The sequence below is a fragment of the Sorangiineae bacterium MSr11367 genome, from assembly GCA_037157805.1.
In the GTDB taxonomy this organism is placed as follows: Bacteria; Myxococcota_A; Polyangia; order Polyangiales; family Polyangiaceae; genus Pendulispora; species Pendulispora rubella.
In genome coordinates, this window is sequence record CP089983.1 from 2,818,973 (window position 1) to 2,844,055 (window position 25,083).

Annotated in this window: 22 protein-coding genes; 12 read left to right on the forward strand and 10 right to left on the reverse strand. The window is 65.4% G+C overall.

Annotated elements, in window-relative coordinates; genetic code table 11:
* Positions 1-16 precede the first annotated feature (16 nt).
* From LVJ94_11300 to LVJ94_11310, 3 genes are read left to right on the forward strand one after another with little or no spacing between them, the layout of a single operon-like run.
* Positions 17-535, forward strand: coding sequence for a hypothetical protein (locus LVJ94_11300; GenBank protein WXB07817.1), 519 nt, complete (start codon positions 17-19; stop codon positions 533-535).
* A complete protein-coding gene (locus LVJ94_11305; protein ID WXB07818.1) occupies positions 532-1,236 on the forward strand; it encodes a response regulator in 705 nt (234 codons plus the stop codon). The genes LVJ94_11300 and LVJ94_11305 overlap by 4 nt, the downstream gene beginning before the upstream one ends.
* Complete coding sequence (locus LVJ94_11310) at positions 1,233-2,498, forward strand: ATP-binding protein (GenBank protein ID WXB07819.1); 1,266 nt, start codon at positions 1,233-1,235, stop codon at positions 2,496-2,498. Before LVJ94_11305 ends, LVJ94_11310 begins: the two co-directional genes overlap by 4 nt.
* Positions 2,499-2,617: 119 nt before the next feature.
* On the opposite strand, the gene LVJ94_11315 is transcribed toward LVJ94_11310, so the two are convergent.
* Positions 2,618-4,558 (reverse strand): sulfatase-like hydrolase/transferase, encoded by a 1,941-nt coding sequence (locus LVJ94_11315; GenBank protein WXB07820.1) that lies wholly within the window; start codon positions 4,556-4,558, stop codon positions 2,618-2,620.
* Between the two features lie 482 nt (positions 4,559-5,040).
* Between LVJ94_11315 and LVJ94_11320 the strand changes: the two genes are divergently transcribed.
* Positions 5,041-6,051, forward strand: a complete 1,011-nt coding sequence (locus LVJ94_11320) for a metalloregulator ArsR/SmtB family transcription factor (protein ID WXB07821.1) — start codon at positions 5,041-5,043, stop codon at positions 6,049-6,051.
* A 34-nt stretch (positions 6,052-6,085) separates the two neighbouring features.
* Positions 6,086-7,396: an adenosylhomocysteinase gene (ahcY, locus tag LVJ94_11325; protein ID WXB07822.1), complete on the forward strand. Its 1,311-nt coding sequence runs from the start codon at positions 6,086-6,088 to the stop codon at positions 7,394-7,396.
* A gap of 60 nt (positions 7,397-7,456) precedes the next feature.
* Here the strand turns inward: ahcY and glmM are convergent, their stop codons facing one another.
* The gene (glmM, locus tag LVJ94_11330; protein WXB10705.1) at positions 7,457-8,818 is read right to left on the reverse strand and encodes a phosphoglucosamine mutase; all 1,362 of its coding nucleotides are present in this window, start codon (positions 8,816-8,818) and stop codon (positions 7,457-7,459) included.
* 116 nt (positions 8,819-8,934) lie between these two features.
* On the opposite strand from glmM, the gene LVJ94_11335 reads away from it, so the two are divergent.
* Positions 8,935-9,546: a hypothetical protein gene (locus LVJ94_11335; GenBank protein WXB07823.1), complete on the forward strand. Its 612-nt coding sequence runs from the start codon at positions 8,935-8,937 to the stop codon at positions 9,544-9,546.
* Between the two features lie 138 nt (positions 9,547-9,684).
* On the opposite strand, the gene LVJ94_11340 is transcribed toward LVJ94_11335, so the two are convergent.
* From LVJ94_11340 to accD, 4 genes are all read right to left on the reverse strand, one after another.
* A complete protein-coding gene (locus tag LVJ94_11340) occupies positions 9,685-10,170 on the reverse strand; it encodes a YajQ family cyclic di-GMP-binding protein (GenBank protein WXB07824.1) in 486 nt (161 codons plus the stop codon).
* A gap of 89 nt (positions 10,171-10,259) precedes the next feature.
* On the reverse strand, positions 10,260-11,150 hold the full coding sequence (locus LVJ94_11345; protein ID WXB07825.1) for an alpha/beta hydrolase: 891 nt from the start codon (positions 11,148-11,150) through the stop codon (positions 10,260-10,262).
* Positions 11,151-11,154: 4 nt separating this feature from the next.
* Positions 11,155-12,378: a bifunctional folylpolyglutamate synthase/dihydrofolate synthase gene (locus LVJ94_11350; GenBank protein WXB07826.1), complete on the reverse strand. Its 1,224-nt coding sequence runs from the start codon at positions 12,376-12,378 to the stop codon at positions 11,155-11,157.
* 4 nt (positions 12,379-12,382) lie between these two features.
* Complete coding sequence (gene accD, locus LVJ94_11355) at positions 12,383-13,264, reverse strand: acetyl-CoA carboxylase, carboxyltransferase subunit beta (GenBank protein ID WXB10706.1); 882 nt, start codon at positions 13,262-13,264, stop codon at positions 12,383-12,385.
* 79 nt (positions 13,265-13,343) lie between these two features.
* Here accD and LVJ94_11360 point away from each other — a divergent pair, with 79 nt between their 5' ends.
* Positions 13,344-14,843 carry a putative glycoside hydrolase gene (locus LVJ94_11360; GenBank protein ID WXB07827.1) on the forward strand — a complete coding sequence of 500 codons (1,500 nt, stop codon included), beginning with the start codon at positions 13,344-13,346 and terminating at the stop codon, positions 14,841-14,843.
* 6 nt (positions 14,844-14,849) lie between these two features.
* Here the strand turns inward: LVJ94_11360 and LVJ94_11365 are convergent, their stop codons facing one another.
* From LVJ94_11365 to LVJ94_11375, 3 genes are read right to left on the reverse strand one after another with little or no spacing between them, the layout of a single operon-like run.
* Complete coding sequence (locus tag LVJ94_11365) at positions 14,850-15,860, reverse strand: sensor domain-containing diguanylate cyclase (GenBank protein WXB07828.1); 1,011 nt, start codon at positions 15,858-15,860, stop codon at positions 14,850-14,852.
* 11 nt (positions 15,861-15,871) lie between these two features.
* On the reverse strand, positions 15,872-16,525 hold the full coding sequence (locus tag LVJ94_11370; protein WXB07829.1) for a CoA transferase subunit B: 654 nt from the start codon (positions 16,523-16,525) through the stop codon (positions 15,872-15,874).
* A 2-nt stretch (positions 16,526-16,527) separates the two neighbouring features.
* Positions 16,528-17,274 carry a CoA transferase subunit A gene (locus tag LVJ94_11375; GenBank protein ID WXB07830.1) on the reverse strand — a complete coding sequence of 249 codons (747 nt, stop codon included), beginning with the start codon at positions 17,272-17,274 and terminating at the stop codon, positions 16,528-16,530.
* Between the two features lie 367 nt (positions 17,275-17,641).
* Here LVJ94_11375 and LVJ94_11380 point away from each other — a divergent pair, with 367 nt between their 5' ends.
* The 5 genes from LVJ94_11380 (at position 17,642) to LVJ94_11400 (ending at position 24,335) form a co-directional block, all read left to right on the forward strand.
* Positions 17,642-18,595 carry a penicillin-insensitive murein endopeptidase gene (locus LVJ94_11380; protein ID WXB07831.1) on the forward strand — a complete coding sequence of 318 codons (954 nt, stop codon included), beginning with the start codon at positions 17,642-17,644 and terminating at the stop codon, positions 18,593-18,595.
* Positions 18,596-18,644: 49 nt separating this feature from the next.
* The gene (locus LVJ94_11385) at positions 18,645-21,401 is read left to right on the forward strand and encodes a tetratricopeptide repeat protein (GenBank protein WXB07832.1); all 2,757 of its coding nucleotides are present in this window, start codon (positions 18,645-18,647) and stop codon (positions 21,399-21,401) included.
* A gap of 292 nt (positions 21,402-21,693) precedes the next feature.
* The gene (locus tag LVJ94_11390) at positions 21,694-22,515 is read left to right on the forward strand and encodes a DJ-1/PfpI family protein (protein ID WXB07833.1); all 822 of its coding nucleotides are present in this window, start codon (positions 21,694-21,696) and stop codon (positions 22,513-22,515) included.
* Positions 22,516-22,554: 39 nt separating this feature from the next.
* Positions 22,555-23,553, forward strand: coding sequence for a hypothetical protein (locus LVJ94_11395; GenBank protein WXB07834.1), 999 nt, complete (start codon positions 22,555-22,557; stop codon positions 23,551-23,553).
* Between the two features lie 143 nt (positions 23,554-23,696).
* The gene (locus tag LVJ94_11400) at positions 23,697-24,335 is read left to right on the forward strand and encodes a peroxiredoxin (GenBank protein WXB07835.1); all 639 of its coding nucleotides are present in this window, start codon (positions 23,697-23,699) and stop codon (positions 24,333-24,335) included.
* A gap of 66 nt (positions 24,336-24,401) precedes the next feature.
* Here the strand turns inward: LVJ94_11400 and LVJ94_11405 are convergent, their stop codons facing one another.
* Complete coding sequence (locus LVJ94_11405; GenBank protein WXB07836.1) at positions 24,402-24,836, reverse strand: hypothetical protein; 435 nt, start codon at positions 24,834-24,836, stop codon at positions 24,402-24,404.
* Between the last annotated feature and the right edge of the window lie 247 nt (positions 24,837-25,083).

A 25,083-nucleotide genomic window follows, 5' to 3' on the forward strand; every position in this document is an offset into this window, starting at 1 on the left:
CGGATAAGATGGCCTTGTGCCGATCCACCCCTCTCGCTCCAAAGCCCGCTTCGTGTGCGTCGCGTCGGGCTCCCTCGCCGTGACGGTCGTCATGGCGCTCATGTTTGGCTGCACTTTTTTGGCCACGTTCGACGACCCTCCCCCGCGCGAGGTGCATTGCGCCGGCTACAAGGCGGATCCGGCCGCGCAGCCCTGTTCCTTCCAGCGCGGTCGTGGCGCGGGAACGTATTGCGCATGCGACGGCTTGGTGCGCAATTACCAGGCTTCCGCGAACGATCTCGTCACCTGTTCGAACGACGGGACCATCGTCGAAGTGACATCGTGCGCGCAAGGCTGCGCTATCTACCCCTCGCCGCTGCCGGGAACGTGCGATCCCTGTCCGGGCCGCGCCGACGGAACGTGGTGCGCGCGCGAGCTTGGCGTCGACGCTGGAAGGACGATGATGACCTGCCGGCGGGGCAAGCAGGAACCGGGAAGCTCGTTGGATTGTCCGACGGCATGCGGGGGAACCGGGCCCGCCGCGGAGTGCCGGTGAAGGACGCGCCGCAAAGGCTTCTCTTGGTCGAAGACGACCCGCGCCTGGCGGAGTTAGTACGTGCGCACTTGACGGAGCACGGCTTCGAGGTGGAGGTCGTGGAGCGCGGCGACGTGGCCATCGAGCGCATCCGAGCGGCGCCCCCCGACGCCGTCCTTCTCGACATCGGGTTGCCCGGGCAGGACGGATTGTCCGTCTGCCGCGCCGTGCGCCCTGACTATGCGGGCGTCATCGTGATGCTGACCGCGCGCGGCGACGAGATCGACGAGGTGCTGGGCCTCGAGCTCGGCGCCGACGACTACGTGGCCAAGCCCGTGAAGCCGCGCGTCCTGGTGGCGCGCCTGCGCGCGAACCTGCGCCGCGTCGCTGAAAAGAGGACAGGGGAGAAGGCGCACGAGCGCCTGGTCGTCGGCGAGCTGTCGATCGACCCGGGGCGGCGCGCCGTCACCTACCGCGGGGCCGACGTGCCCGTTTCCACGTCGGAGTTCGACTTGCTGGAGATCCTCGCGCGCCGCGCCGGTCATGTGGTTCCGCGCGAGGAGCTCTTGGGCCAGGCGCGCGGCATCCGCTACGACGGGTTGAACCGATCCATCGACCTGCGCATCTCGCGGCTGCGTCGCAAATTGGGCGACGATCCGGATCGACCCACGCTCATCGTGTCGGTGCGCGGCGTGGGGTACATGCTGGCGGCGCACCCGTGAAGCGGCTCTTTTTGCGCACGTACCTTGGGCTGTGCGTCACCTACGTGATCGCGCTGCTCGTAGGCACTCGGCTTCTGTACCACCAGCCACTGACGTCGTCCGCGGAGACGTACGAGCGCGTGTACGGAGGTGGCGTGTCGCTCGCGCGTGAGCAGCTCGCGTCCGTGCCGCACGAGCAGCGGCCGGGCGTGGTGCAGCGGCTGCGCACCCAGTTTGCCTTTCCGCTGGACGTGGTGCCTTGGGAGTCCGACCAAATCGACGCAGGCGCGCGCGCCCAGCTCGCACGAGGTGCACACCTCGCGACGTGGTTCGATCCCCAGCCGGACGGGGGCACCTTCTTGGCGACCGCCATTGTGCCGCAGGGGGACGTGCTTCGATTGGGCCCCTTGCCGGGCTCCTCGCCGCCGACGTACCCGCGCTGGGCGAGCGTGGTCGGTGGCGTGGGGCTCACCCTGGCCCTTGGCGCGTGGCTTCTGCTCTGGCCGATTGCCAGACAATTTCGCGCCCTCGAAGAAGCCGCGCGTCGTTTGCAAGGCGGCGATCTGCGGGCACGGGCGAACGAAGCGGCGGCCTCCACGCGCCCGATTGCCCAGGCGTTCAACGTGATGGCGGAGGACCTGCATCGCCACATCGATGCGCAGCGTGACCTTCTGCGCACGGTCTCCCACGAATTGCGGACACCGCTGGCGCGCATTCGCTTTGCCGTCGACCGCCTCGCCACCACCGAATCGGGCGAGGCGCGCGCGGCGCAACTCGACGAGATCGACGGAGATCTCGCGGAGCTCGACGACTTGGTGGAAGAGTTGCTCACATGGTCGCGTCTCGAGAGCGCCGCCCCGCCGTTCGAGACGCTCGCCGTGGAGTCGCTCCTTCTCGATCTCGAGGGCGCCTTCCCCGACGTCGAGCTGGCCGATGTCGCCGATGGCCTCCAGGTGCACGGAGACGGACGCCTTCTCGCGCGCGCCCTCGGCAACTTGGTGTCCAACGCGCTTCGGTATGCCAAAAGCCGCGTCGTGATTCGCGCCCTGCGTGCGGGCGAAAGCGTGCGCATCGTCGTCGACGACGATGGCCCCGGGATCCCCGAGCCCGAGCGCGAACGCGTCTTCGAGCCCTTCGTGCGCTTGCACTCCGAGGGCCGCGGCGTGGGCCTCGGCCTGGCCATCGTCCGCCGCATCGCCGCCCAACACGGCGGCTCCGTCCGAATCGAAACCGCCGAACCCAGCGGCTGCCGCGTCATCCTCGAGCTCCCCCGGTCGAGCTAAATGTCGAGCCGGAGATGATGGAACCGCCAAGACGCCAAGGACGCCAAGATTTGATGGAGGTGTGGGTTCACGACCCCCAAAATCCTTGGCGCTCTTGGCGTCTTGGCGGTTCGTCTCCTCTAGAACGGGCGGCCGTGGCCGCGCGATTCGGCGACTTGGACGAGGTCGCCGCAGGCCTCGATGGGCAGCGGTTGGTGCTCTTCGGGATCGCTTTCCACGTCGAAGCAGTTCCACGCGTGGTCGGCCTGATTGCCAATCAGCTTGCGTGAACCGCGGATGGCGCCCCAATTCTTGAACGCGCAGGCCCACAGCTCGGTGCAGTTCGTGAGGAATGCCGCGCGATCGGGGGGGCTGCCACCGCGCAGAAGGCTCTCGCCGGGCATGCGCGCGCGGAACGGGGCGAGGCGCGGCTCGTCGAGGAGACCCATGAGATCCAGGACGGTGGGGAAGACGTCGAGGGTCGTGACGGGGCGGTTCTCCAGGGCGCGAAGGTTTCGCTCTTCCTCTTCGCTCAAGGTGCCGCGCGGGGCGTCGATCCAGAAGGGGATGCGAATCTCCTCCTCGTAGAGCGTCCCCGTGTGGCCAACGGCGCCCTTTTCACGGAGCTGCTCGCCGTGGTCGGACACGTAAACGATGATGGTGCGCGCGCCCTCCGGGCGGGAGCGGATCGATTCGACGAGGCGGCCCACCGCGCGATCTTGGAGATGAACGGCGTCGTGGTACCGATTGCGGATCTCGCGCTCGTAACCCGGGCCGGTAGCCTCGTCTTCGGGCAGAAATGGCGCGAAGGCGTGATCGACCTTGTACGGGAAGTGCGTATTCGAAAGGTGCACCACGCCGGTGAACGGCTCGCGCAACTGGCCGATGTCGCCGAGCACGTAGTCGACCAGCTTGCCGTCGTCGGCGCCGACCTCGAGGCTTGGCTCGCGTTCCAGCTGCGTGGCGCTCACCGTGCGGGACATCGGGATGCCGCCGAGCCACGCGCCCGAGTTGCCGAAGAGCATGTTCTGCGACGTCCAATACGCCGAGTCGAGTTGCGCGGCGTGCAGGTACTCCCAGAGCAGCGGGGCCGAGTGCATCATCTGCCGCGACTCGTCGGGCGGCAGACCGCTCCACAACACGGAGAGCGAAATCGCCGTCGTGGAGTCCACGCTGCGCATTTGATGCAGCATGATGCGGTTCGGTGCCGCCGCATTCGAGTACGGCGTGAAGAGGCATTCCTTGTCACCGGGGCGGGTGCACACGCTCATCGCGCGCACCGACTCGGTGAGCACGAAGACGACGTTGCGCGCGAGGTGCGGGCGCGCGCGCACGTCGGGCACCGGCTCCGGCGAGCGCGGACCTGGGTGCACGCGTTCCACCGTTTCGTTGTGATCCCAGCGGGCGCGCGAAAGCTGGCCCATCGCCGCGAGGTACATCACGTCGGGCGGCTGGCCTTGTTCCGCACCATGCGTGGGCGAAACGAAGAGGGCGCACAGGAGCGCAATGACCGCGAAGTCCTTGGCGATGTGCGTGCTCCGGCGCCGCGGGGGCGCGAGGGTGCGCACGATGAACGGCAGCAGCAGTGCGACCAACACGGGCGGCAGCACGGTTTGCGCGAAGGTGGCGCGGTCGCTCCAGAGCTGTTGCCCGATGCTCGGCATCATCGACGTGCCGACGAGCACCGCCTGATGATCCATGTAGGCCATGTAGCGCGCGTATGTATACGACTGCGCGCCCAGCGCGAACCCTGCCAGGACGACGAGCGTGATCCACGCGAGCCAGCGCGTGAGCCCGCGCTTGCGGGCGGCCATCACCACCAGCGAGACCCAGAGGGCGCCGCTGACCAGGACGCTCACGCCATAGAAGACGAGACCCCGCGTGCCGAAGTGCCCGAGGTGGCCGGGACGCCGGACGGCGTCGGCCAGCGCGATCGCCAGGGGGGCCAGGAGAAGGAGCGTCCGCCCGATGCGGCGCCGCACCCGCGCGAGGGTGCGCAGACGTTGGTCGCACGGCAAGAGGGGCAGGGCGCTATCGCTCGAGGCGACGTCCGCTTCGGCGTTGGATCCTCTCGACGGCATGGCAGGCAGGAAACGGCAAGGCTTTGTTACGACGCCGCAACGATGAAGTGGCGGCCGCGCAACGGGGTCGCCCAATACACCACGCGCCCGCCGCCCCTGCAAGCAGATGGCACGCTTTGGCAATGGCCGTGTCGCCCGGTGTCAGGGCACCAGGAGAACCAACGTTCACACTTCGCGCGGTCGACGGGCGAATTGCCCGGAATTTACCGGCAGCCCTGCTTGGTACGGCCCTTGAAGAGATGGGCTTACTCGGGCGCTCTGGCGCACACGATGGCTTGCCCTTTCTCCCCTTCCTTATTCCTTCCTTTCGCTTTTCCCCCTTCGCTTCGCCTTCCTTCGCTCCCTTTCTTGATCTCTTTCGCTTAACCTTGGAGAGCCCGCGCCCCATCCCGGCCTTTTGACAATCCGGCCTGGATGGGCGCTTCACAAATCCGCCGGGCCATCCTTGCTTCTATTCGCATCGTCGCATATATCAACCGGCGATGCTCGACAGCACCGCCGTCCCCAATCGATGGGAGCTCTACCGTGTTCTTTCCGAGCCGGTGCGTCTCCGTCTCCTGGCCCTGGCGGCGGAAGAGGAGCTGGCCATTGGGGAGCTTGCGGAGCTTCTCGGTGAGAGCCAGCCCAACGTGTCGCGTCATGTCGCGCCGTTGAAGCAGGCCGGGCTCGTGGTGGTGCGCAAACAAGGGACGCGCGCGTTGGTGCGCCTGCGCGAAGGCGCGGGCTCCGATGCGGTGGTCGCCGATGCGCTGGCGAGCGGCCGCGAGCTATGCGCGTCCGATTCGACCGAGTCGCTCCCCGCGCGCATCGAAGGCGTGCTCCGCGCCCGCGATGCGATGGCGCGTGAGTACTTCGCCCGGCCGCATTCTGCGTCCGACAAGACGGAAAAGGGCCTGCGCCCGCCCGTCGAACTGGGCGCGTACCTCGCCGCGTTTTCGCTCTTGCTGCCGCGCCGCAAACTCGCAGTGGATGCCGGAACCGGCGACGGCGGCCTGCTCGAGGTGCTCGCGCCGGTCTACGAGCGGGTCATCGCGCTGGATCGCTCGGGCGCGCAGCTCGCCGAGGCGCAAGAGCGGGTGAGCGCCCGCGGCTTCACCAACGTGACGTTGCTCGAGGGCGACCTCACCGGAGCCGAGGTGAAGAAGGCCGTGGGCAGCGGCGCCGATGCCGTCTTTGCCGCGCGATTGTTGCATCATGCACCGAAGCCTGCGGCGTTCGTGGCCTCGCTGGCGCGTTTGCTTTCGCCGGGCGGTTCGCTCGTGGTGCTGGACTACGCGCACCACGAGGACGAGTCGATGCGCGATGCCGCCGACATCTGGCTCGGGTTCGAGCCGTCCGAGTTGAAGAAATTCGCCCAAGCGGCGGGGCTCGAGTGGCCTCAAGTAACGCCGCTTCCGTCTGCATTGATACCGTCAGGGCCGGATCATCACCTCCCTTGGCAAGTGCTCGTCGCCACGAAGGGCGCGTCCAAAGGAAACGGATCCGGAATGTAGCGTTTGCGAAAACGCAAAACAGTGGGAGAGACCGATGGCTGAAAATTACAAAGTCCGAGACATCAAACTTGCCGAGTGGGGACGCAAGGAAATCACGATTGCCGAATCCGAGATGCCCGGCCTCATGGCTCTCCGCCAGGAATACGGCAAGAGCCAGCCGCTCAAGGGGGCGCGCATCGCCGGCTGCCTCCACATGACGCTGCAGACCGCGGTCCTCATCGAGACGCTGACGGCGCTCGGTGCGGAAGTCACCTGGACGAGCTGCAACATCTACTCGACGCAGGACCACGCGGCGGCGGCGATTGCGGCCACGGGCGTTCCCGTCTTCGCCTGGAAGGGCGAGACCGAGGCCGAGTACGACGAGTGCATCGAGGCCCAGCTCAAGGCCTTCAAGGGCGGCAAAGGCCCGAACATGATCCTCGACGACGGTGGCGACCTGACCATCATCGTCCACCAGAGGCACCCGGAGCTCTTCACCGGCCCGGATCCGATCCGCGGCCTCTCCGAGGAGACCACCACGGGCGTGCACCGTCTCTACGAGATGCACAAGAAGGGTGAGCTCAAGGTTCCCGCCATCAACGTCAACGACTCGGTCACCAAGTCGAAGTTCGACAACCTGTACGGCTGCCGCGAGTCGCTGGGCGATGGTCTCAAGCGCGCGACGGGCGTCATGTTCGCGGGCAAGGTTGCCGTCGTGTGTGGCTACGGCGACGTCGGCAAGGGCTGCGCGCAGTCGCTGCGCGGCCTCGGCGCACGCGTCATCGTGACCGAGATCGACCCCATCAACGCCCTGCAGGCGGCGATGGAAGGCTACCAGGTCGCGACGCTCGAAGACGTGGCGGCGGTGGGCGACATCTTCGTGACGGCCACGGGCTGCATGAACGTCATCCGCGGCGAGCACATGAAGGCCATGAAGGACCAGGCCATTCTCTGCAACATCGGCCACTTCGACACCGAGATCGACGTTGCCTGGCTCGAGAAGAACCCGGAAGTCAAAGAAGAGAACATCAAGCCGCAGGTCGACCAGTTCATCTTCCCGGACGGCAAGAAGATCACGCTGCTCGCGCGTGGCCGCCTCGTGAACCTGGGCTGCGCGAACGGCCACCCGTCGTTCGTCATGTCGAGCTCCTTCTCGAACCAGACGATCGCGCAGATCGCCCTCTGGACCGAGACCAAGAAGTACCCGGTCGGCGTGCACGTTCTGCCGAAGATCCTCGACGAGAAGGTCGCCGCGCTGCACCTGCCGAAGCTGGGCGTGAAGCTGACGAAGCTCACCGCCGAGCAGGCCGCCTACCTCGGCGTGCCGGTCACCGGGCCGTTCAAGCCCGATCACTACCGCTACTAAATCCGCAACCGTTGGAAAGGCTACGGGCTGCCGTGTCGCAGTCCGTAGCCTTTTTCCATTTTACTCCGGCCGCGTGTCCTTCTTGGCGGCGCCGGCCAGCTCCTTGGCCCACACGACGAGTTGATCGGGGTTCGGGCCCTCCAGCATGATGCGGAGTTTGGGCTCGGTGCCGCTCCAGCGGATCAGGATGCGGCCTTCTTCGCCCAATCCCTTTTTCACCTTTTCCGCGAGGGCGTTGAGCGACTGCATTTCCTCGAGCGGCTTTCGCGCGGGGAGGTTTACGTTCTCGAGCACCTGGGGCACGCGCTCCATGGCGGACTGCGCGAGCGTCGACAGGGGCTTGCCGGTGCGCATCATCAGCGCAAGCACCTGCAAGGCCGCGATGGTTCCGTCGCCGGTGGAGGCGTGGTCGAGGAAGATCAGGTGCCCCGATTGCTCGCCGCCCAAGTTGTAGCCACCGGCGCGCATCGCCTCGACGACGTAGCGATCGCCCACGGCGGTGCGGATCATCTTGCCGCCCATCGCCTCGATGGCGCGCTCCAGGCCGAGGTTGCTCATCACCGTGGCCACCAAGGTGTTCTTTTTGAGCTCGCCCGCTTGCAGCATGCGGCTCGCGCAGATGGCCATGACCGCGTCGCCGTCGACGATTTGACCCTTCTCGTCGACCACGATGAGCCGGTCGGCGTCGCCGTCGAGCGCGATGCCGATGTGCGCGCGGCGGCGCACCACTTCGGCGCGCACGTTGTCGGGATGGAGGGCCCCCGAGTCGCGGTTGATGTTGGTGCCATTCGGTTTCACCCCGAGGCACCAGAGGCTCGCCCCGAGCTCGGCGAAGACGCTGGGCGCCGTTTTGTAGGCGGCGCCGTGTGCGGCGTCGACCACCACGCGGACGCCGTCGAGCGTGAGGTCACGCGGGAAGGTGTTCTTCGCGAAGGTGACGTAACGTCCGCGCGCGTCCTCGAGCTTCTCCGCGCGCCCGATGCCGGGGCCCGTGGGGCGGGGGCTGAGGAGCGCGTCGTTGCCCATGAGGCGCTCGATTTCCGCTTCCTCTTCGTCGGGCAGTTTGAAGCCGTCGGCGCCGAAAATCTTGATGCCGTTGTCTTGATACGGATTGTGGCTCGCGCTGATCACGATGCCCGCGTCGGCGCGCATGGTCGTCGTGAGGTGCGCCACGGCGGGCGTCGGCACCGGGCCGCAGAGGATGACGCGTCCGCCCATGGAGCAGATGCCCGCGGCGAGGGCCTGCTCGAGCATGTAGCCGGAAAGGCGCGTGTCTTTTCCAATGAGCACGCGCGGCACGTGCTTTTTGCCGCGGCCGACGAGAAAGGTGACGGCGCGCCCGAGCTGCATGGAGAGCTCCGGCGTCATGGGCATTTCGTTCGCGGTGCCGCGCACACCGTCGGTTCCAAAGAGGTTGCGCATCACAACCGGGCGGGTCGGCAACACCGGCTCTTCGGACGCTCCATTTTGCTGATTGCGGTTGCTGCGCGACGACTTCTCGATCGATTTCATGCCCGCGTGACAGTACACGAAAGTAAATGCAAAAACGCACGCTTTTATCCCTTGCGCTCGCCCTCTTGGCACCCGCGATGGGGGCCTGTGCCGCCGCCGCTTCCGGCAATACGCCCCCACCGCACGAGCCAAAGTCCGACGGCTGCGCGGTGTCCGAGTGGCGCTTTCTCTTTGCCAATGATGGCCATGGCAACGACCTTTCCGGGAGCCGCGAAAGCTTGCTCGCCGCCGTGCGTCGCGGTAGCCCACTGCGCGTGGCCTGGAGCGAGGCGAATGCCAAGGAAGGCTGGTCCGTCGAAGAGTTCTCCAACGTGGGCTTCACGAACATCATGGGCAAACGCGACATCGTGGCCCAACTCGAAGGTGCCCTGATCCAGAGCAACTACGTGAACGCGTCACGCGCCGGGTTGAAGAACCCCGTGGTCGAATGGCACGCCATTCTGTCGACGGACGGCCGCTTCGAGGCGGTGATGGTCGAACGCGAGAGCGGCCGCGCCACCCGCAAGCTGGTCCAACGTACGCGCATGAACTGGTACGCCTTCGCCCCACTCCCTTCCTGCGACACCCGCCCCGCCATCCTCCGCGCGGAGGACCACCAGAACGAACAAGTCGAAGACCAAAAATTCGAGTCGCGCTGAGGCCGGGGAAACGGCTCGGAGATTTTACATGAAGGCGGGAAGGCGGGAAGGTTTTGGGATTTTCAGTTGGCACGCTGGGCGCACTGAAAATCTAAAAAAACTTCCCGTCTTCCCGCCTTCCTGTGAATCCCCATTCTTCTAGTCGCGGAAGTTGATGAACTGGAGCTCCAGCGGCAAATCGGCTTCTTTGACGAGTTGAATCGCGGCTTGGAGATCGTCGCGGTTCTTGCCGGTGATGCGCACTTGGGCTTCCTGGATCGAGGCTTGTACCTTGATTTTGCTGTCCTTGATGCGGCGGACGAGGTCCCTGGCGTGGTCGCCGTCGATGCCCTCTTTGACCTTCACGAGCATCTTCGAACCGCCCTTGCCGGTGGGTTCGGGCTTCTGGGGGTCGAAGTGCTTCAGGCTTACCTTGCGCTTTATGAGCTTGTCTTGAAGAACGGAGAACGCAGCCTTGACCCGTTCATCACTCGACGAGCGAAGGCTGATGCCGTCGTCGTTGCGCTCGATGGCTGTCCCCGTGTCCTTGAAGTCGAACCGCTGTGCGATCTCTTTTTGGGACTGGTTGAGGGCGTTGTCGACCTCGTTCCACTGCACCTTCGAGACGATGTCGAAGCTCGGCATGACGTAAACCTCCCAAGGGATTTGCGGCGGACCCGGCGAACCTGAAGGGGTGCGGCCTAAGTGGTCCACCAAGGTACCACAGAAGGTGACTAACGAAGCTTTGCCGTTGCGCGATCGATGGCTTGCTGAAGCAGTAGGTCGAACTCGCCCGGGCGCTCCAACATCGGCCAGTGTCCGACGTTCTTCATGAGGACGACGTCGAACTGTGGCGCAAACTTGCGGTTACCCGCGACGTTCGTTCGGTGCATCTCCGAGTTCACCGCGACGATGGGCGCCTTCACCTTGCGCATCGCACTGGCCGCATCGTAGTCGAAGAAGGCGCGCAGAATCGGAATGGAGATGGCCGGAGGTGCCGCGGCAGCTTCGTCGAGCACGCGCCGAACCACCGGCTCCGGGGCGCCCGGCGGGAAGTCTTCCTTGAACACCGCACGCACCGCCGTGGGAAAATCTTTTTCCAATGCGCCGAAGAACGCGGCTTTCTCTTCCGTCGTTGCGACCTGACCGACATCCTCCAAGATGTCGATGGGGATCAGCCCCACGGTGCGCTCGGGCAGAAGGTTCGCCAACTCCAGGATCGTTCCGCCGCTCATCGAATGACCGATCCACACGACCCGATCGAGCCCGAGCTTGTCGGCCACCGCGCGGGCGTCTTGGGCACATGCTTGCATCGTCCACGCTTTTCGATCGCGCCCCGATTCGCCGTGGCCTGCTTGATCGATGGCGACGACCCGGTAGCGTGGCGAAAAGTGGGCGAACTGCTCGTCCCACCAGTGGGCGTTGCCGAGCCATCCGTGGAGGAAGAACAGCGTGGTGGTTCCGCGGCCGCCTTCCAGGTAGTGAATCTTGGTGCCGTCCGCCGATGCGACCACGCCATCGTGCATGGCGGTCTCCGTGGGGGCCGCCGCATCGCGGCTCGGGGTGGACCCGCACGCGGCGAGCATCGAGAGGAGCCCGGTCAACCCGGTGAGGCGCGTGATCATCGCCTCAGAGTGCTAGGGCCGGATCCCCCGTGATGCCAAGGATTTTCCCGCGGGCCTCGCCCACGAGAAAAATGGAACCGGTGACGAGCACCAGGCCGCGCGAAACCTTGCTCCGTGCCCGCGCGAGTGCTTCCTCGAACGAGTCGGCGGTCTCGCCGGGGCAGCGTGCGGCGATGTCAGCGGGATCGGCCGGGCCACGCGGCGTGTTGGAGGGCGGGCGCACGTAGATGCGCGTGGACGCAAAGGGACCGATGCGATCGATCATCACGGGCCACGCCTTGTCGGCGAGGGCACCGAAGACGAGCGCGATGTTCGCGGGGTCGATCTTCCACGCGGCCAACTGCTGCGCGAGGGCCTCCATGCCGTCGGGGTTGTGCGCGGCATCGAGAAGCACGGGGCCATCGGCCGTCTCCAGGCGCTCGAGGCGGCCGGCCCACGTGACGTTGGCGATGCCGCGCGCGATGATCTCGCGCGCGATCCCCAAGCGCTCGCCGATGGCCCAGGCGATGCGCGCGTTGTCCTCTTGGTGCGCGCCGGCGAGGCCGATGTGCTCGATCGCGACGCCGGCGGTGAGCTCCCGTGCGCGGGATGTCGTGGCGCCCACGCCGTGCGCCACCTCGGCGATCGCGGCTTCGACGTCGGCCTCCATCGGTCCGAGGATCACGTCGACCCCCGGTTTGGCGATGCCCGCCTTCTCGCGCGCGATGAGCGGCAAGGTCTCGCCCAGCTTGTCCTGATGGTCGAAGGCGATGCGCGTGATGGCCGCGGCGCGCGGCGGAGGGATCACGTTGGTGGCATCGAGCCGGCCACCGATCCCCACCTCGAGCACCGCCAGGTCGACCTTGGCCTCGCGAAAGGCCAAAAACGCCGTGAGCGTGGCCACCTCGAAGAAGGTGAGCCCGAGCTCGCGCGCGAGGACGTCGCTCAGGATGGTCGCCAGGGTCGCATCCTCCAAGGGCTCACCGCCGATGCGAATGCGCTCGGCGAAGCGATGCAGGTGCGGTGACGTGTAGAGGCCCGTTTTGAGACCGGCCTCGCGGGCGATGCGCTCGACCATGGCCGACGTGGAGCCTTTGCCGTTGGTGCCGGCGATGTGCACCGCGGGAAAGCTCCGCTCGGGGAAGCCGAATCGCGTGCAGGATGCACGTATCGCATCCAGGCCCAGGTCCATGCCGCGCGGAGCACGGCCATAGAGCCCTTCGAGGGCGGCCTTGAGACGGTCGCCCAAAGGCCTACTCCGCGGTATTCAACTCGGACGGGCGCGCGGGGCGCACGAAGGGCGCGAAGTGACCGAGCAAGAGCGAGATCTCCTCCTTCATCTGGAGGCGGCTGGTGATGCGGTCGATCATGCCGTGGGCGAGCAAGAACTCGCTGCGCTGGAAGCCCTCGGGGAGCTTTTGGCGGATGGTGGTCTCGATGACGCGGGGGCCGGCGAAGCCGATGAGGGCTTTGGGCTCGGCAATGTTCACGTCACCGAGGAGCGCGAAGCTGGCCGCGACACCGCCGGTGGTCGGATGCAGAAGGACGCTGATGTACGGAAGGCGCGCCGCGCGATGCCGTTCGAGGGCGGCGACCGTCTTGGCCATCTGCATCAAGCTGAAGATGCCTTCCTGCATGCGTGCTCCGCCGGAGGCCTGCAGCAGGACGACCGGAAGGCGACTGCTCGTCGCACGCTCGAAGAGTCGGGTGATCTTCTCTCCGACGACGGACCCCATGGACCCGCCCATGAAACTGAATAGAAACGCTCCCCAGGCGACGGGGTGCTCGCCGACGCTGCCACGCCCGATCTCGATGGCGTCGCTGGCGCGTGAGGCCTTCTGGGTGGCGGCAACGCGCTCGTGGTACGGCTTGCCGTCGGAGAATTGAAGAGGGTCGGTGGGCTTGAGATGCGCGTCCCACTCCTCCAGTTCGCCACGGTCCAGCAGCAGGTCCCGCCAACGCGGCGCGGCGAGCTTGTGGTGCTGTCCGCAGTCAGGGCACACTTCGAAGTTGGCGTGGAGGGTTTCGGTGGGGATGGTGACCCCGCATCCGTCGCACTTCCGGAAAACGCCTTTTCCGAAACTTTTCTTCTCGCTCGCATCCAGCTCGGATGCTTTTCGGCTCGGCCAGTCCATCACGTGGGTGCCCTGTCCTAGCACAAATTGTTGCCCATTCGCTCGAGGAGCGGAATCCTTTCGAACGATGCAGAGTGCAATGCCCTTACGGGTGGGTCTCGCGGGAATTTTCCTAACGATTGCGTCGGCGTGCGGCGGCCACGGCGGCGCCACGGAGGTGGCGCATCCTGCCGTCGGCCCGGAAAAAACAGGTGCGGAAAATGGTGCGCACCTGGAGCTCTCCGCGGTTCACCGTGCGGAGGAGGCCCGACGTCCCACGGACGACGTGGAGAAAAAGGATCCGCGTGCGGAGTTTCGCACTTGGCTTCAAGCGCGACTTCCATCCGGAGGGTCGATCGAAGATGGGGACAAGCCCCGCGTGGTGCACAAGGTCGGTCCGAAGGACACGCATCTGAGCATCGCCAAGGCGTACCTCGACATCACCGATGTCTACCTCGCGGACGACTTGGAAAAGGAGTTGAAGAAGAAGAGCCCGCGGCTGTCGGGCACCGTGGAGATCCCCCACGTGCTCTCCGAGCCGTACAAGGATCCGGAGCACGATCGCCTTGGCTGGCCCGAGGACAAGACGTTGCGCGGCATCTTCCTGGTCGGCGCCATGGCGGCGAAACCTTGGATCGAGACGCTCGATCGCGTGGCCTCCCACGGCATGAACGCGGTCGTGCTCGATGGCAAAGACTACGAGGGGCCCGTCACGTATCCGTCGAAGGTGGCCGTGGCCGTCGAGACGAACGCCACGCGGCGGGCGCCCATCGTCGATCTGGCTCGCGCGATCCGATTTGCGCATGCGCGCGGTGTGCGCGTCATCATGCGCATCGCCTGCTTCCACGATCCGTGGGCGTCGGTGAAGGCGCCGCGTCTGTCGATTCGTGGCAAGTGGGGTGGGCCGTACCCGGTCGACTGGCTGGACCCGGCGAACGAGGAGGCGCAGGACTACATCGTCGAGCTGGCCAAGGAGCAAATGGCCGCCGGGGCGGACGAGATTCAACTCGACTACGTGCGCTTTCCGGTCCAGCGCGGGTTGGGCAATGCCGTGCTCCCGCCCGCCGATGGCTCGCGCGAAAAGGTCATCGTCGAGTTCGTGCGCAAGGTGCACCGCGTGACCAAGGCGCACAACGTGCCCCTGTCGCTGGACATCTTCGGCGTGACGGCCACCGGTACGATGGAGGACGTGCACAACCTGGGGCAGGACATCACCTTGCTCGGCCCCGAGGTGGAAGCGCTTTCGCCGATGACCTACCCGGCCCACTACGACAAGGGCTTCATGGGCTGGGACGCCCCGGGCACGCACCCCGAGATCGTCGGGATTGGCACCCGCGAGACCTTGGTCAAATTGGGCAAGGCGCAGGACCAAGGGCAGGGGATGGCCGTGGTGCGACCCTGGCTTCAGGCCTTCGGCTGGCGCGCCCCGAACTACGGACCCAAATACCTACTTACGGAAGCCACCGAGGCCGAGAAATCCGGGAGCACCGGTTGGCTGATGTGGAATCCCGGGTGCAACTACGCCGAAGCGTGGCGTGGGATGCCGGTGAAGGCCGCGGAAAAGAAGGACGACCGCAGCGCCCTAAACCCTAAACCCTAAACCCTACTAAGCGACCACCGACTGATTCCGGCCCATCTCCTTCGCGCGGTACATGGCCATGTCCGCGCGCTGCTGGAACGACTGCAAGGTCTCCTCGCCGTCCCAGGTGGCCACGCCGATGCTCACGGTTTGCGTGAGCACGTCGTCGTGGGAGATGTCGATGGGCTGCTCGCTCAAGTTGAGGCGGATGCGCTCGGCGGTGGCGTGCGCGTTGGCGCGGCTGGTGGCCGGCATGATGAGCGTGAACTCTTCGCCCCCGCGGCGGATGAACACATCGATGCGGCGCACCACCGCGCGCACGCGGTCGGCGAAGATGCGCAGCACGGCGTCGCCCGTCGCGTGGCCGTAGTGATCGTTGACGCGTTTGAAGTGGTCCAAGTCCATCAGCAGCATGCTCAACGGGCTGCCGGTGCGGCGGGAGCGCTCCATCTCTTCGTGGAGGCGCGGGGTCAGGTAGCGTTGGTTGTACGCCAGGGTCAGATCGTCGGTCATCGCCAGGCGCCCGAGGCGCGAACGCTCGATGGGCGGGGTCGAGCAGTTGGCCAGAAGCCGCGCAAGAAGCTGATGATCCAAGGTGAATCGCGCGGGATCGGGCGACGACACCGACAGGACGCCAATCACGCTTCCCGCGGACCAAAGGGGTTCGGCCAGCAAGGACCGAATGTGAAATCCCTGTTGCTGATTCGGCGTGCGGTCGGGCAAGAAGCGCGGATCCTCGTGCACGTCGTCGACGATGATGCCCTCGGCGTGCTCCACCACCCAGCCGATGAGACCTTCACCCCTGCGGAAGGTCATCGGCTTCTGCTGTCGGCCCTCGCCCGACCTCGCACCCACGAGTAGCTCGTGGTGCGAGGCGTCGAGCAGCCGAATGGACGCATGGTCGCCAGGCAAGAGGCGAAGTGCGGCATCGGTCACCGTTTGGAGCGCGTCTTCCAAGCGGCGCCCGTCGGTGAGCTGCTCGGTCAACTCGAGCAGCACAACGAGCGCGTCACGATCGCTCCGTGCAACAGGTCGCACGGAGTCACATATTACAACGACATTTGCGCCAGGTCGCTCGGGACCTTGAGGGTGGGCTCGGTTTTCTCCTGCACCTCGCGTGCACTCACCCCAGGTGCGACTTCGCGCAAAACGAGCCCGTCGGGTGTGACGTCGATGGTGGCCAAGTCGGTGATGATGCGATGAACGACCCGGCGGCCGGTCAGGGGCAGGTTGCACTCGCGGAGGATCTTCGGCGCGCCCCCCTTGGCTGCGTGATCCATGATGACGACCACGCGTTTGGCGCTCGCCACGAGATCCATCGCGCCGCCCATGCCTTTGACCATTTTGCCAGGGATCATCCAGTTGGCGAGATCGCCCGCCTCGGAGACCTGCATGGCACCGAGGATGGCCAAATCGATGTGGCCGCCGCGGATTTGCCCGAAGCTTTCCGCGCTGGAGAAGATCGCCGAGCCGGGGAGCATGGTCACCGTTTCTTTGCCGGCGTTGATGAGATCGGGGTCGACTTCGGCGGCGGTGGGGTAGGGGCCGATGCCGAGCAAGCCGTTTTCGCTCTGGAGCACGACCTCGACACCTTGCGGGATGTAGTTTGCCACCAGGGTGGGCATGCCGATGCCGAGGTTGACGTAGAAGCCATCCCGGAGTTCCTGGGCGGCGCGCTGGGCGATTTGTTCGCGGGTAAGCATGGTCAGGCCCTCACCGTGCGGCGCTCGATGCGCTTCTCGTAGTTCGTCCCCTGGAAGATGCGGTGCACGTAGATGCCCGGCGTGTGGATCTGCGACGGTTCGAGCGCGCCCACCGGGACGATTTCCTCGACCTCGGCGATGGTGAAGTTCCCCGCCGACGCGATCATCGGGTTGAAGTTCATCGCGGTGTGGCGGAAGACGAGGTTGCCGAAGCGGTCACCCTTCCACGCTTTCACGATGGAGAAGTCGCCGCGGATGGCATGCTCGAGGACGTAGGGGCGCCCGTTGAACTCGCGCACCTCTTTGGGCGGCGAGGCCTTGGCCACGGAGCCGTCGGCGGCGTACTTCAACGGAAGACCGCCGTCGCTCACCGCGGTTCCGGCGCCGGTGGGCGTGTAGAACGCAGGTATTCCGGCGCCGCCGGCGCGAAGGCGCTCGGCGAGGGTGCCTTGCGGCACGAGCTCGACCTCGAGCTCGCCGGAGAGGTATTGGCGCTCGAACTCCTTGTTTTCGCCGACGTAACTCGAGACCATTTTCACGATCTGCTTGTTGGCCAGCAGGATCCCGAGGCCGAAGTCGTCGACGCCGCAGTTGTTCGAGACGAACGTGAGGTCTTTGGGCCCGAGTTCTCTCAGGGCGCGGATACAGTTTTCGGGGATGCCGCAAAGCCCGAACCCGCCCGCAAGTATCGTCGCGCCGCTTCGAATGTCGGCGCACGCCTCTCGGGCGTTCTTGACTACCTTGTCCACGGAAGCCTCCTTGGTGTGCAACCTAGCCCGACCCTTGTCAGTGCGTCGAGAGGCAAGGTCCACCCATCGGTAGATATGGGTAATGACGTTGACGTTGACGTTGACGTGAACGTTGACGGCGACGGCGACGTAGACGTCAAAACGTGGACGTCGTCGTTGACGCCCCGCGGCTATCGGTGGCGACTCCGCGGTGCCGCATGGCAGAGGCTGGTCAACGACGACGATGACGTTATGTCGTCTACGTCGCCGTCGCCGTCAACGACTACGTCAACGTCAACGTAAGACGTCAACGTCAACGTGCAGATCGGGCCGTGGCGTTTTCTTGGCCCGCTGGGGGGCGGCGTGCTTCGGTGGGGGCATGGTGCACGTGCGGCCTGGCCTTGTCGTGGCGGTCTGCGCCGTGGTGCTCACCCTTTCGGTGGCGGCATGGCCGGCGGCCGCGCATACGCAACTGGCGCATCTCTCCGTGCCGCACACGGTGCACGGTGGGCATGCGGCGTTGAGTGCGGCGGCCATGCGGGTCGGGCGCAGTGTGGGGTCGCCCACCACGGGGCATCTCATCGGCGGGATGCAGGTGGAGGAGACCTCGTACCTGCGTATCGTGCCATCTTGTGCGAACAGCGACGTGCGCTGGGGGCTCGCGCCACTGGTGACGATGATCGACCGGGCGGCGCGGCAGGTGAGGCGCAAGTATTCCGATGCGGTGCTCACGGTCGGGCATCTCTCGCGGCCAGGGGGCGGCGAGGTCGATCGGCACGCGTCGCACGAGAGCGGGCGCGATGCGGACATCTTGTTTTACGTGAAGAACCATCTGGGCAAGCCGGTGGTCGCCAGCAGTTTCGTGCCCTTCCGCGCAGATGGGACGGCCCCCACATGGCCGGGGGCCACCTTCGATGATGCGCGCAATTGGCTCCTGGTCACTGCGTTGGTCACCGACAAGGAAGCGCGTGTGAGCCATATTTTCGTGGCGGCGCCACTGCGCGCGCGGCTTCTCGCGTATGCGGCGCGCATCGGTGCACCCCCCGCGGTGCGCCATCGCGCGGCGGAGCTTTTGATGCAACCGCGCGGCTCGTTGCCGCACGACGATCACTTTCACGTGCGCATCGGCTGCCCGTCGGGCATGCACGAGTGCATCGAATTTCCGCAGGGAAGATGGGCCAAGAAGGGCCCTGCGGCGCACGAGCGCAACCGCGGCGGCAAGGCGAACCCTCCTCCCTCTCCCAAGAAGCCCTACGAACCTCCGGCGGCCGTCTTGGCGGTGCCCTCCCAGGAATCCACCGATTCGTCCGATGCCATCGACGACGCGGACGGCGACCTGTAGCCATACCGGGCTCACGGCCCCACAAGAATGATAGAATGACGGACCATCCATGGCCGAATCGCTAGGTTTTGCTCCAAATTTCGCCCCGGGTGAGCATCGAGCCACGCTCGTCGGTCGCGCGGCGGAGATGCACGAGCTGCACGATGCGATTCGCAACGTGCGCGACAAAGGCCGTGCGCGCACGGTTACCATCCTGGGCGCCGCGGGAATCGGAAAAACGCGGCTCGTGCGCGATTTTCTCATCAAGATGCGCGCGCAGCAGGATAAGGCCCCGCGCGTGTTTCGCAGCGCCGCCCGCGAAGACGACGAGCCGTACGGCGTCTTCTCGCGCATCTTGCGCGCGCGTTTCGGGTTGGGCGAAGGCATGGAGCCCGAGGCTGCGATGGCGCAGCTCCGCACCCAGGTGAGCAGCGTCCTCGACGACGCGAACGTGGGCGACCTCTGTTACTTCCTGGGAAAGCTCGTCGGGCTGGATTTCCCGGCATCGCCGCTGGTTCACGCGGTGGAGAGCGCGAACCCCGAGGTGGTGCTGCTCCGGCGCGCGATCATCAAGCATTTCCTCGAGGCCGACGCCGGCGTGCACGTGCCGCCTTCGGCCGGTGGGTATTCAGGAGCGGGCCCGCAGACGGGTCCTGGGGCGACTGCACCCTTCGTCCTCGTGTTCGACGATTTGCACCACGCCCCCGACGAGTCGCTCGATCTCCTGAGCTACCTCATCGACAACCTGCAGGCGCCCATCCTGGTCTTGTGCATGGCGCGCCCGGAGATCCTTGCCCGCCGCGATACGTGGTTTTCGCACGGCGCCGGACGGCACCACTGGATGGAGCTCTCGCCGCTGTCCGATGGCGATGCGCAGCTGGCCATGAACGATCTGCTCGCCCCTGCCGGCGACGATCCGGGGCGCGAGGACCTGAATGTGGCGGCGTGCACCCTGGCGGGAGGCAACCCGGCGTTGCTCGAGCAGATGGTGCGCATCTTCCTCGACATGGGGGTGCTCGAAGCCGAAGACGAGTTGGCGGAGGAAGATCGCTGGCGCGTCCACGTCGACAAGCTTTCCAGCGTGCGCCTTCCGCTCACCGTCGAAGACGCCGTGCAGGCGCGCATCGCCGCGCTGGCCCCGGCCGAGCGCGATTTGCTGGAGCGCGCTGCGGCCATGGGGGCGGTGTTCTGGCTCGGCGGGCTCGTGGCCATTCACCGCCTGGACCATCCGACGCCGGACATTTGGGCCGCCGGGGATTCGCCGGACATCGTGCGCATCCGTCAGATGCTGCGCGAATTGAACGAGCGCGATTACATCCTCAAATTGCCGGACAGCACGTTCACGCACGACGAGGAATACGTCTTCAAGCACAACTTGGAGCGCGAGGCCTTGGTCAAGTTGACGCCGCCGCTCACCGCACGGCGCTACCATGCGCAAATTGCGGATTGGCTCTCGTTCAAAGCGCAAGTGCACGCCCACGAGGAAACGGTGGGGATGCTGGCCCGGCACCGCGAATCGGCCGGGGCGCCCTCGCAGGCGGCGGCGGCGTTCCTCGAAGCGGGGGACGTGGCGCGCTCGCGTTATTCCAATACGAAGGCCGTCGAGTATTACGCATTGGGATTGTCCCTTTTGAGCGGCGCGGGCATCGAAGCGAATCCCGATCAGCGCATTTTCGGATTGCACCATTACGGCGACGTGCTCCAGGCCCTCGGCCGCAACGAGGACGCGCTCAACGCCTTCCGCGAGATGCTCACCCGCGCGTACCGGCTCGACCTGCGCGCGCGCGGCGGCGCCGCCCACGGCCGCATCGGCCGCCTCTATCGCGACACCGGCCAGCTCGACGAAGCCAAGCGGCACCTCGACTCGGCACTTGCGCTGTTCGCCGAATCGGAGGACGAGCGCGGCATCGCCAGCACGGTGGACGACATCGGAAAGCTGCATTGGCTGCGCGGCGATTACCACCGCGCCCTGGAGTACACCGAGCGCGCCCTGGCCATGCGCCGGCAAATCGGCGACCGGCGCTCGATTGCCCTTTCGCTCAACAATTGCGGAAAGGTGTACCAAGACTCGGGGCAGTTCAGCCGCGCGATCGAATGCTTCGAGCAGGCCTTGCAGATCCGTCGCGAGATTGGCGACTTGGTCGGCGTGGCCATCAGCCTGAATGATCTGGGCATGGTCGCGCAGGATCAGCAAGACGACCACCGCGCGCGCGCCCTCTTCCAAGAGGCCTACGACGTGGCCAAGGGCACGGCGGATCGCAACCGCATCGCCCTGGTGCTCACCAACTTGGGAAAGATCCTCAACCGGGTCGGCGAGGCGGAAAAGGCCATTTTCTATTTGAAACAGGCCGAGGAGCTTGCCGACGAACTGGGCGACAAGATCGGCCTCGCCGAGGCCGTGCGCGGTCTCGGCCGCGCCTACCTGGTGCGCCGCGAATACACCAAGGCGCGCGATTGCATGATGCGCGCGGTGGATATCTTCAACGAAATTCAGAACAAGGTGGAAGTCGGCATTGCCCTGCGCGCTCTGGCCGAGGTCAGCGCGGAGGGAAGTGCGGGCGGCGATTGGCAAAAAGACGCACAATCGTACCTTTTGCAATCGATTGGCATCTTCGAGGAAAGCGGCAACGACGTGGAACTCGCCCGCAGCTGCCGCGCCTACGCCGACATGCTTCGCGCAGCCTCGAAGTTCCACGCCGACCCGAACATCACCGCCGAAGCGGAATCGTACGCCCGCCGCGCAGAAGACATCTTCGAAAAGCTGAACATCCGCGCCTTCGGCATCGACTCCGACGCCTTCTTCGCCAGCCGCCAACTCGGCTCCTAAGAAGAGAGGATTGAACAGGGAGGGGGGGAGGCGGGGAGGTTAACGGCACAAATCCCACCGCGCACCGAGGCTTTTTTTGGTTTTCAATGGGCCTACTGAGCCCACTGAAAAACAAAAGAAGCTTCGGTGCGCGGTGGGATTCGCGTTGTTAATCTCCCCCGCCTCCCCCCCTCCCTGTTCAATTCCCATTCTTTAGCCGTTGCCGCGCGGCAATGTGACGCAGCGACGATGTGCCGCACGGGGCTCTCCGTATTCGCGTTTTAGAAACGTGGGATTACCAGGAGGTCTGACCATGGATATGAGTCGGCGGCATTTTGGGGCGGGGATATCGGCGTTGCTGGCAGGGTGTTCGTTCGAGCCTGGTGAGGAGTCGCGGGTGGCGGCATCGACGGAGGCGCAGGAGCTCGAGGCGAAGGATTCCAAGGAATTGCAAATAGGGATGCTTCTGTATCCCGAGTTTACCTCGCAGGACTTCGTGGGGCCCCAGCTCGTCTTCGGCTCGTTGGGGAATGTGCGCGTGCACGTGTTGTGGAAGGAGGTCGCGGTGGTCACCAGCGACAGCCAACTTGGCATTCAGGCAACGACCGCGCTCCGCGATTGCCCGAAGCAGCTCGACGTGCTCTTCGTGCCCGGCGGCAGCGGCACGTGGCGCATGATGAACGATCCCGAGATCCTCGCGTTTCTGCGTCACCGCGGTGAGCGGGCGCGCTTCGTGACCAGTGTGTGCACGGGCTCCTTGCTCCTCGGGGCGGCGGGGCTTCTCTGTGGCTACCGCGCGGCCACCCACTGGGCATACCGCGACGTGCTGCCGCTGGTCGGCGCCATCCCCGTTGCCGACAGGGTGGTGCGCGACCGCAATCGCATCACCGGCGGTGGCGTCACCGCGGGCCTCGACTTCGGACTCACGGTCTCGGCCGAACTACGCGGTGCGGACTATGCCAAACAGCAGGAGCTTATTTTTGAATATGCACCGGAGCCGCCCTTCGGAACGGGACGTCCCGAAACAGCCGGGCCGCAATTAACCGCGCAGGTCAGAGCGTTGCTCGAGCCGGCGGTCGAGCGAACCCGACAAGCGGCTCGCGCAGTAGAGCGTTGCGTCCCATCAAGGAGGTGACGGTCGGAGCAGAATGAATCATGCTGGGATGAGCTGTCCATGTCGTCCAAAAAGCCACGCTCGTCTCAGAGAAAAGCCGCGTTCGTCGTTTGGGTGGGGTGCATCGGTCTCGCAGCATGCGGTCTCGAGGAAGGTGGCTTTGGTGCCGGTGCGTCCGGCGGCGATGGTGGGCCCAACCAAAATCCGAAACCCGGGGAGCTGCGCAAGGTCGGCGGTCGGGTCAGCGGACTCCTGGGCCATGGCCTGACCTTGCAGATCAACGGCGCCGACGAATTGGCCATCGCGGAGGATGGCCCCTTCGTCTTTTCGACCGGCGTCGCGGCGGGGACGACCTATTCGGTTTCCGTAAAGGGACAACCGACGGAGACGTACCAGCGCTGCAACGTGAAGGGCGGCGAAGGGACCGCGGGCGACAAGAACGTGCTCGACGTCGAGGTCACCTGCGCGCTCCTGCCGAGCTGCAACGAACTGCACAAGGACGTACCCGCGCTGCCCAACGGTGTGTACCTCATGAGCCCCGACGGCGAGAGCGACGTCACCGCCTATTGCGATATGGCGTACGACGGCGGCGGCTGGACGCTCATTCTGGCCACCACGAACGACAGCGGCCCGGACGATCTCACCCCGGCCTCTTCCAAAGAAGAGATCGCGCCCGGCAAAAAGAAGTACATGAGCCCCGATCGCATGAAGGCGCTCGCCGCACGTTCCAGCCAGGTGCACGTGCGCGAGAGCGGCAAGCCGGACCAATCGATCACGAGCACCCGCGACTCGGAGCCCATCACGAACCTGCGCAAGGGCCTCTTGGCGAATGCGGGCATGGAGTCCCTCGGCACGGCGGCGCAAGTGGCGCGCTGGACGGGCGTGTTCGCCAACGACAAGACCCTGGGCTTCTCCTGCGCCATCACCGACAAGTACCCCGCCATCTACTGGGCGTGCGGCAACAACGAGGGGATGCATTTGGTGCGGCAACTCTCGGTCTGGAAGCACGAGGGCGAGTCGCCCAACAAGAACATCGCGATGGACGTGTTCGTACGGTAAGGGCGCGCCCAGGCCGCCAAGTCGTTCGCGTTCCCGGGCAGGACCGTGACGCTGAGCTTCCGCTTCTTCAAGGTCCCGCTTGTCGGTCGAGGTATCCGTTATTATAGACGGTGCTCTAGTATACCGGACCGAAGGAGCCTGCCATGACCATTCGCATTGGAAGCATTGCGCCCGATTTCACGCAGCAGTCGACCGAAGGGTCCATCTCGTTCCACGAGTGGATCGGGAATAGCTGGGCGGTGCTTTTCTCGCACCCGAAGGACTTCACCCCGGTGTGCACGACGGAGCTCGGCACCGCGGCGAAATTGAAGCCCGAGTTCGACAAGCGAAACGTGAAGGTCCTCGCCGTGAGCGTGGACGACGTCGACTCGCACAAGCGCTGGACCGCAGACATCGAGGAGACGCAGAAGACGAAGTTGAACTACCCCATCCTCGGCGACGCCGATCGCAAGGTGGCCACGCTCTACGACATGATTCACCCCGAGGCGAACGACACGCTGACCGTGCGCTCCGTGTTCATCATCGATCCCAACAAGAAGGTGCGCGCGACCTTCACCTACCCGGCGAGCACCGGCCGCCACTTCGACGAAGTACTGCGCGTCATCGACTCGCTGCAGCTCACCGACAGCCACTCCGTGGCGACGCCGGCCAACTGGACGCAGGGCAACGACGTGGTCATTCTGCCCTCCATTCAGGATCCGGACGTCATCAAGCAGAAGTTCCCCAAGGGCCACACGGTCCTCAAGCCGTATCTGCGCATCACGCCGCAACCGAACAAGTAACGGCGTCGTTTCGTTTCGCGAAAAACGAGAAAGAGGGTGCACCCAGGTGCGCCCTCTTTTTTTTTTTCAACGAATGCTCGCCTCGATGAAGCGAATTCGCCCGTCGTCGGACACGACGAAACGCTCGGTGATCTGCACTGTGGCGAGGCGGATGGGAATTGCCGGTAGGGAGGCGTCCAGCAGGTACGTGCCCTGGACTTCATTCCCGATGACCGACCATCGTACGTCGTAAATACGTTGGATGAACCAATAGTGTGGCCCGTGCTCGAGCTGAACGCGGATGTCGTCGCCCGAGCAGCCCGTGAGAAGACCATTTTCGATGCGCCGCGCGTCGTCGGCAAAAGGAACATCGCGCGCATCGTGGGAAACGAGTGCGCGGACATAGGCGTCGGCCGCGCGAATGCGGCACGAATCATCGCACGCCGAAGCGGACGCCGTGCCCACGAGGCACGGCGATGCAAAGGCGACAACGAGTGCTCCGATGATTTGGTATCCCCTCATTCGAAATGCGTTAACACGGATTGCGCTGGAATGCGATTCGTATGGCGCCCGTCTAAAGCACGATGACTGCTTCAGATTCGATGCGTAATGTCTTCATTGGACTGCTTGTGTCGATATTTCTAATTGGCGCAATCGTCTTTCTTCGCCGTCCGGATGCGTTGAGCGTCGGCGACGTGCCCGCATCCAGCGCCTCGAGCGGTAGCCCGACGGTACAGGCTATCGATGAGACAGGACCGGCGCATGGGGC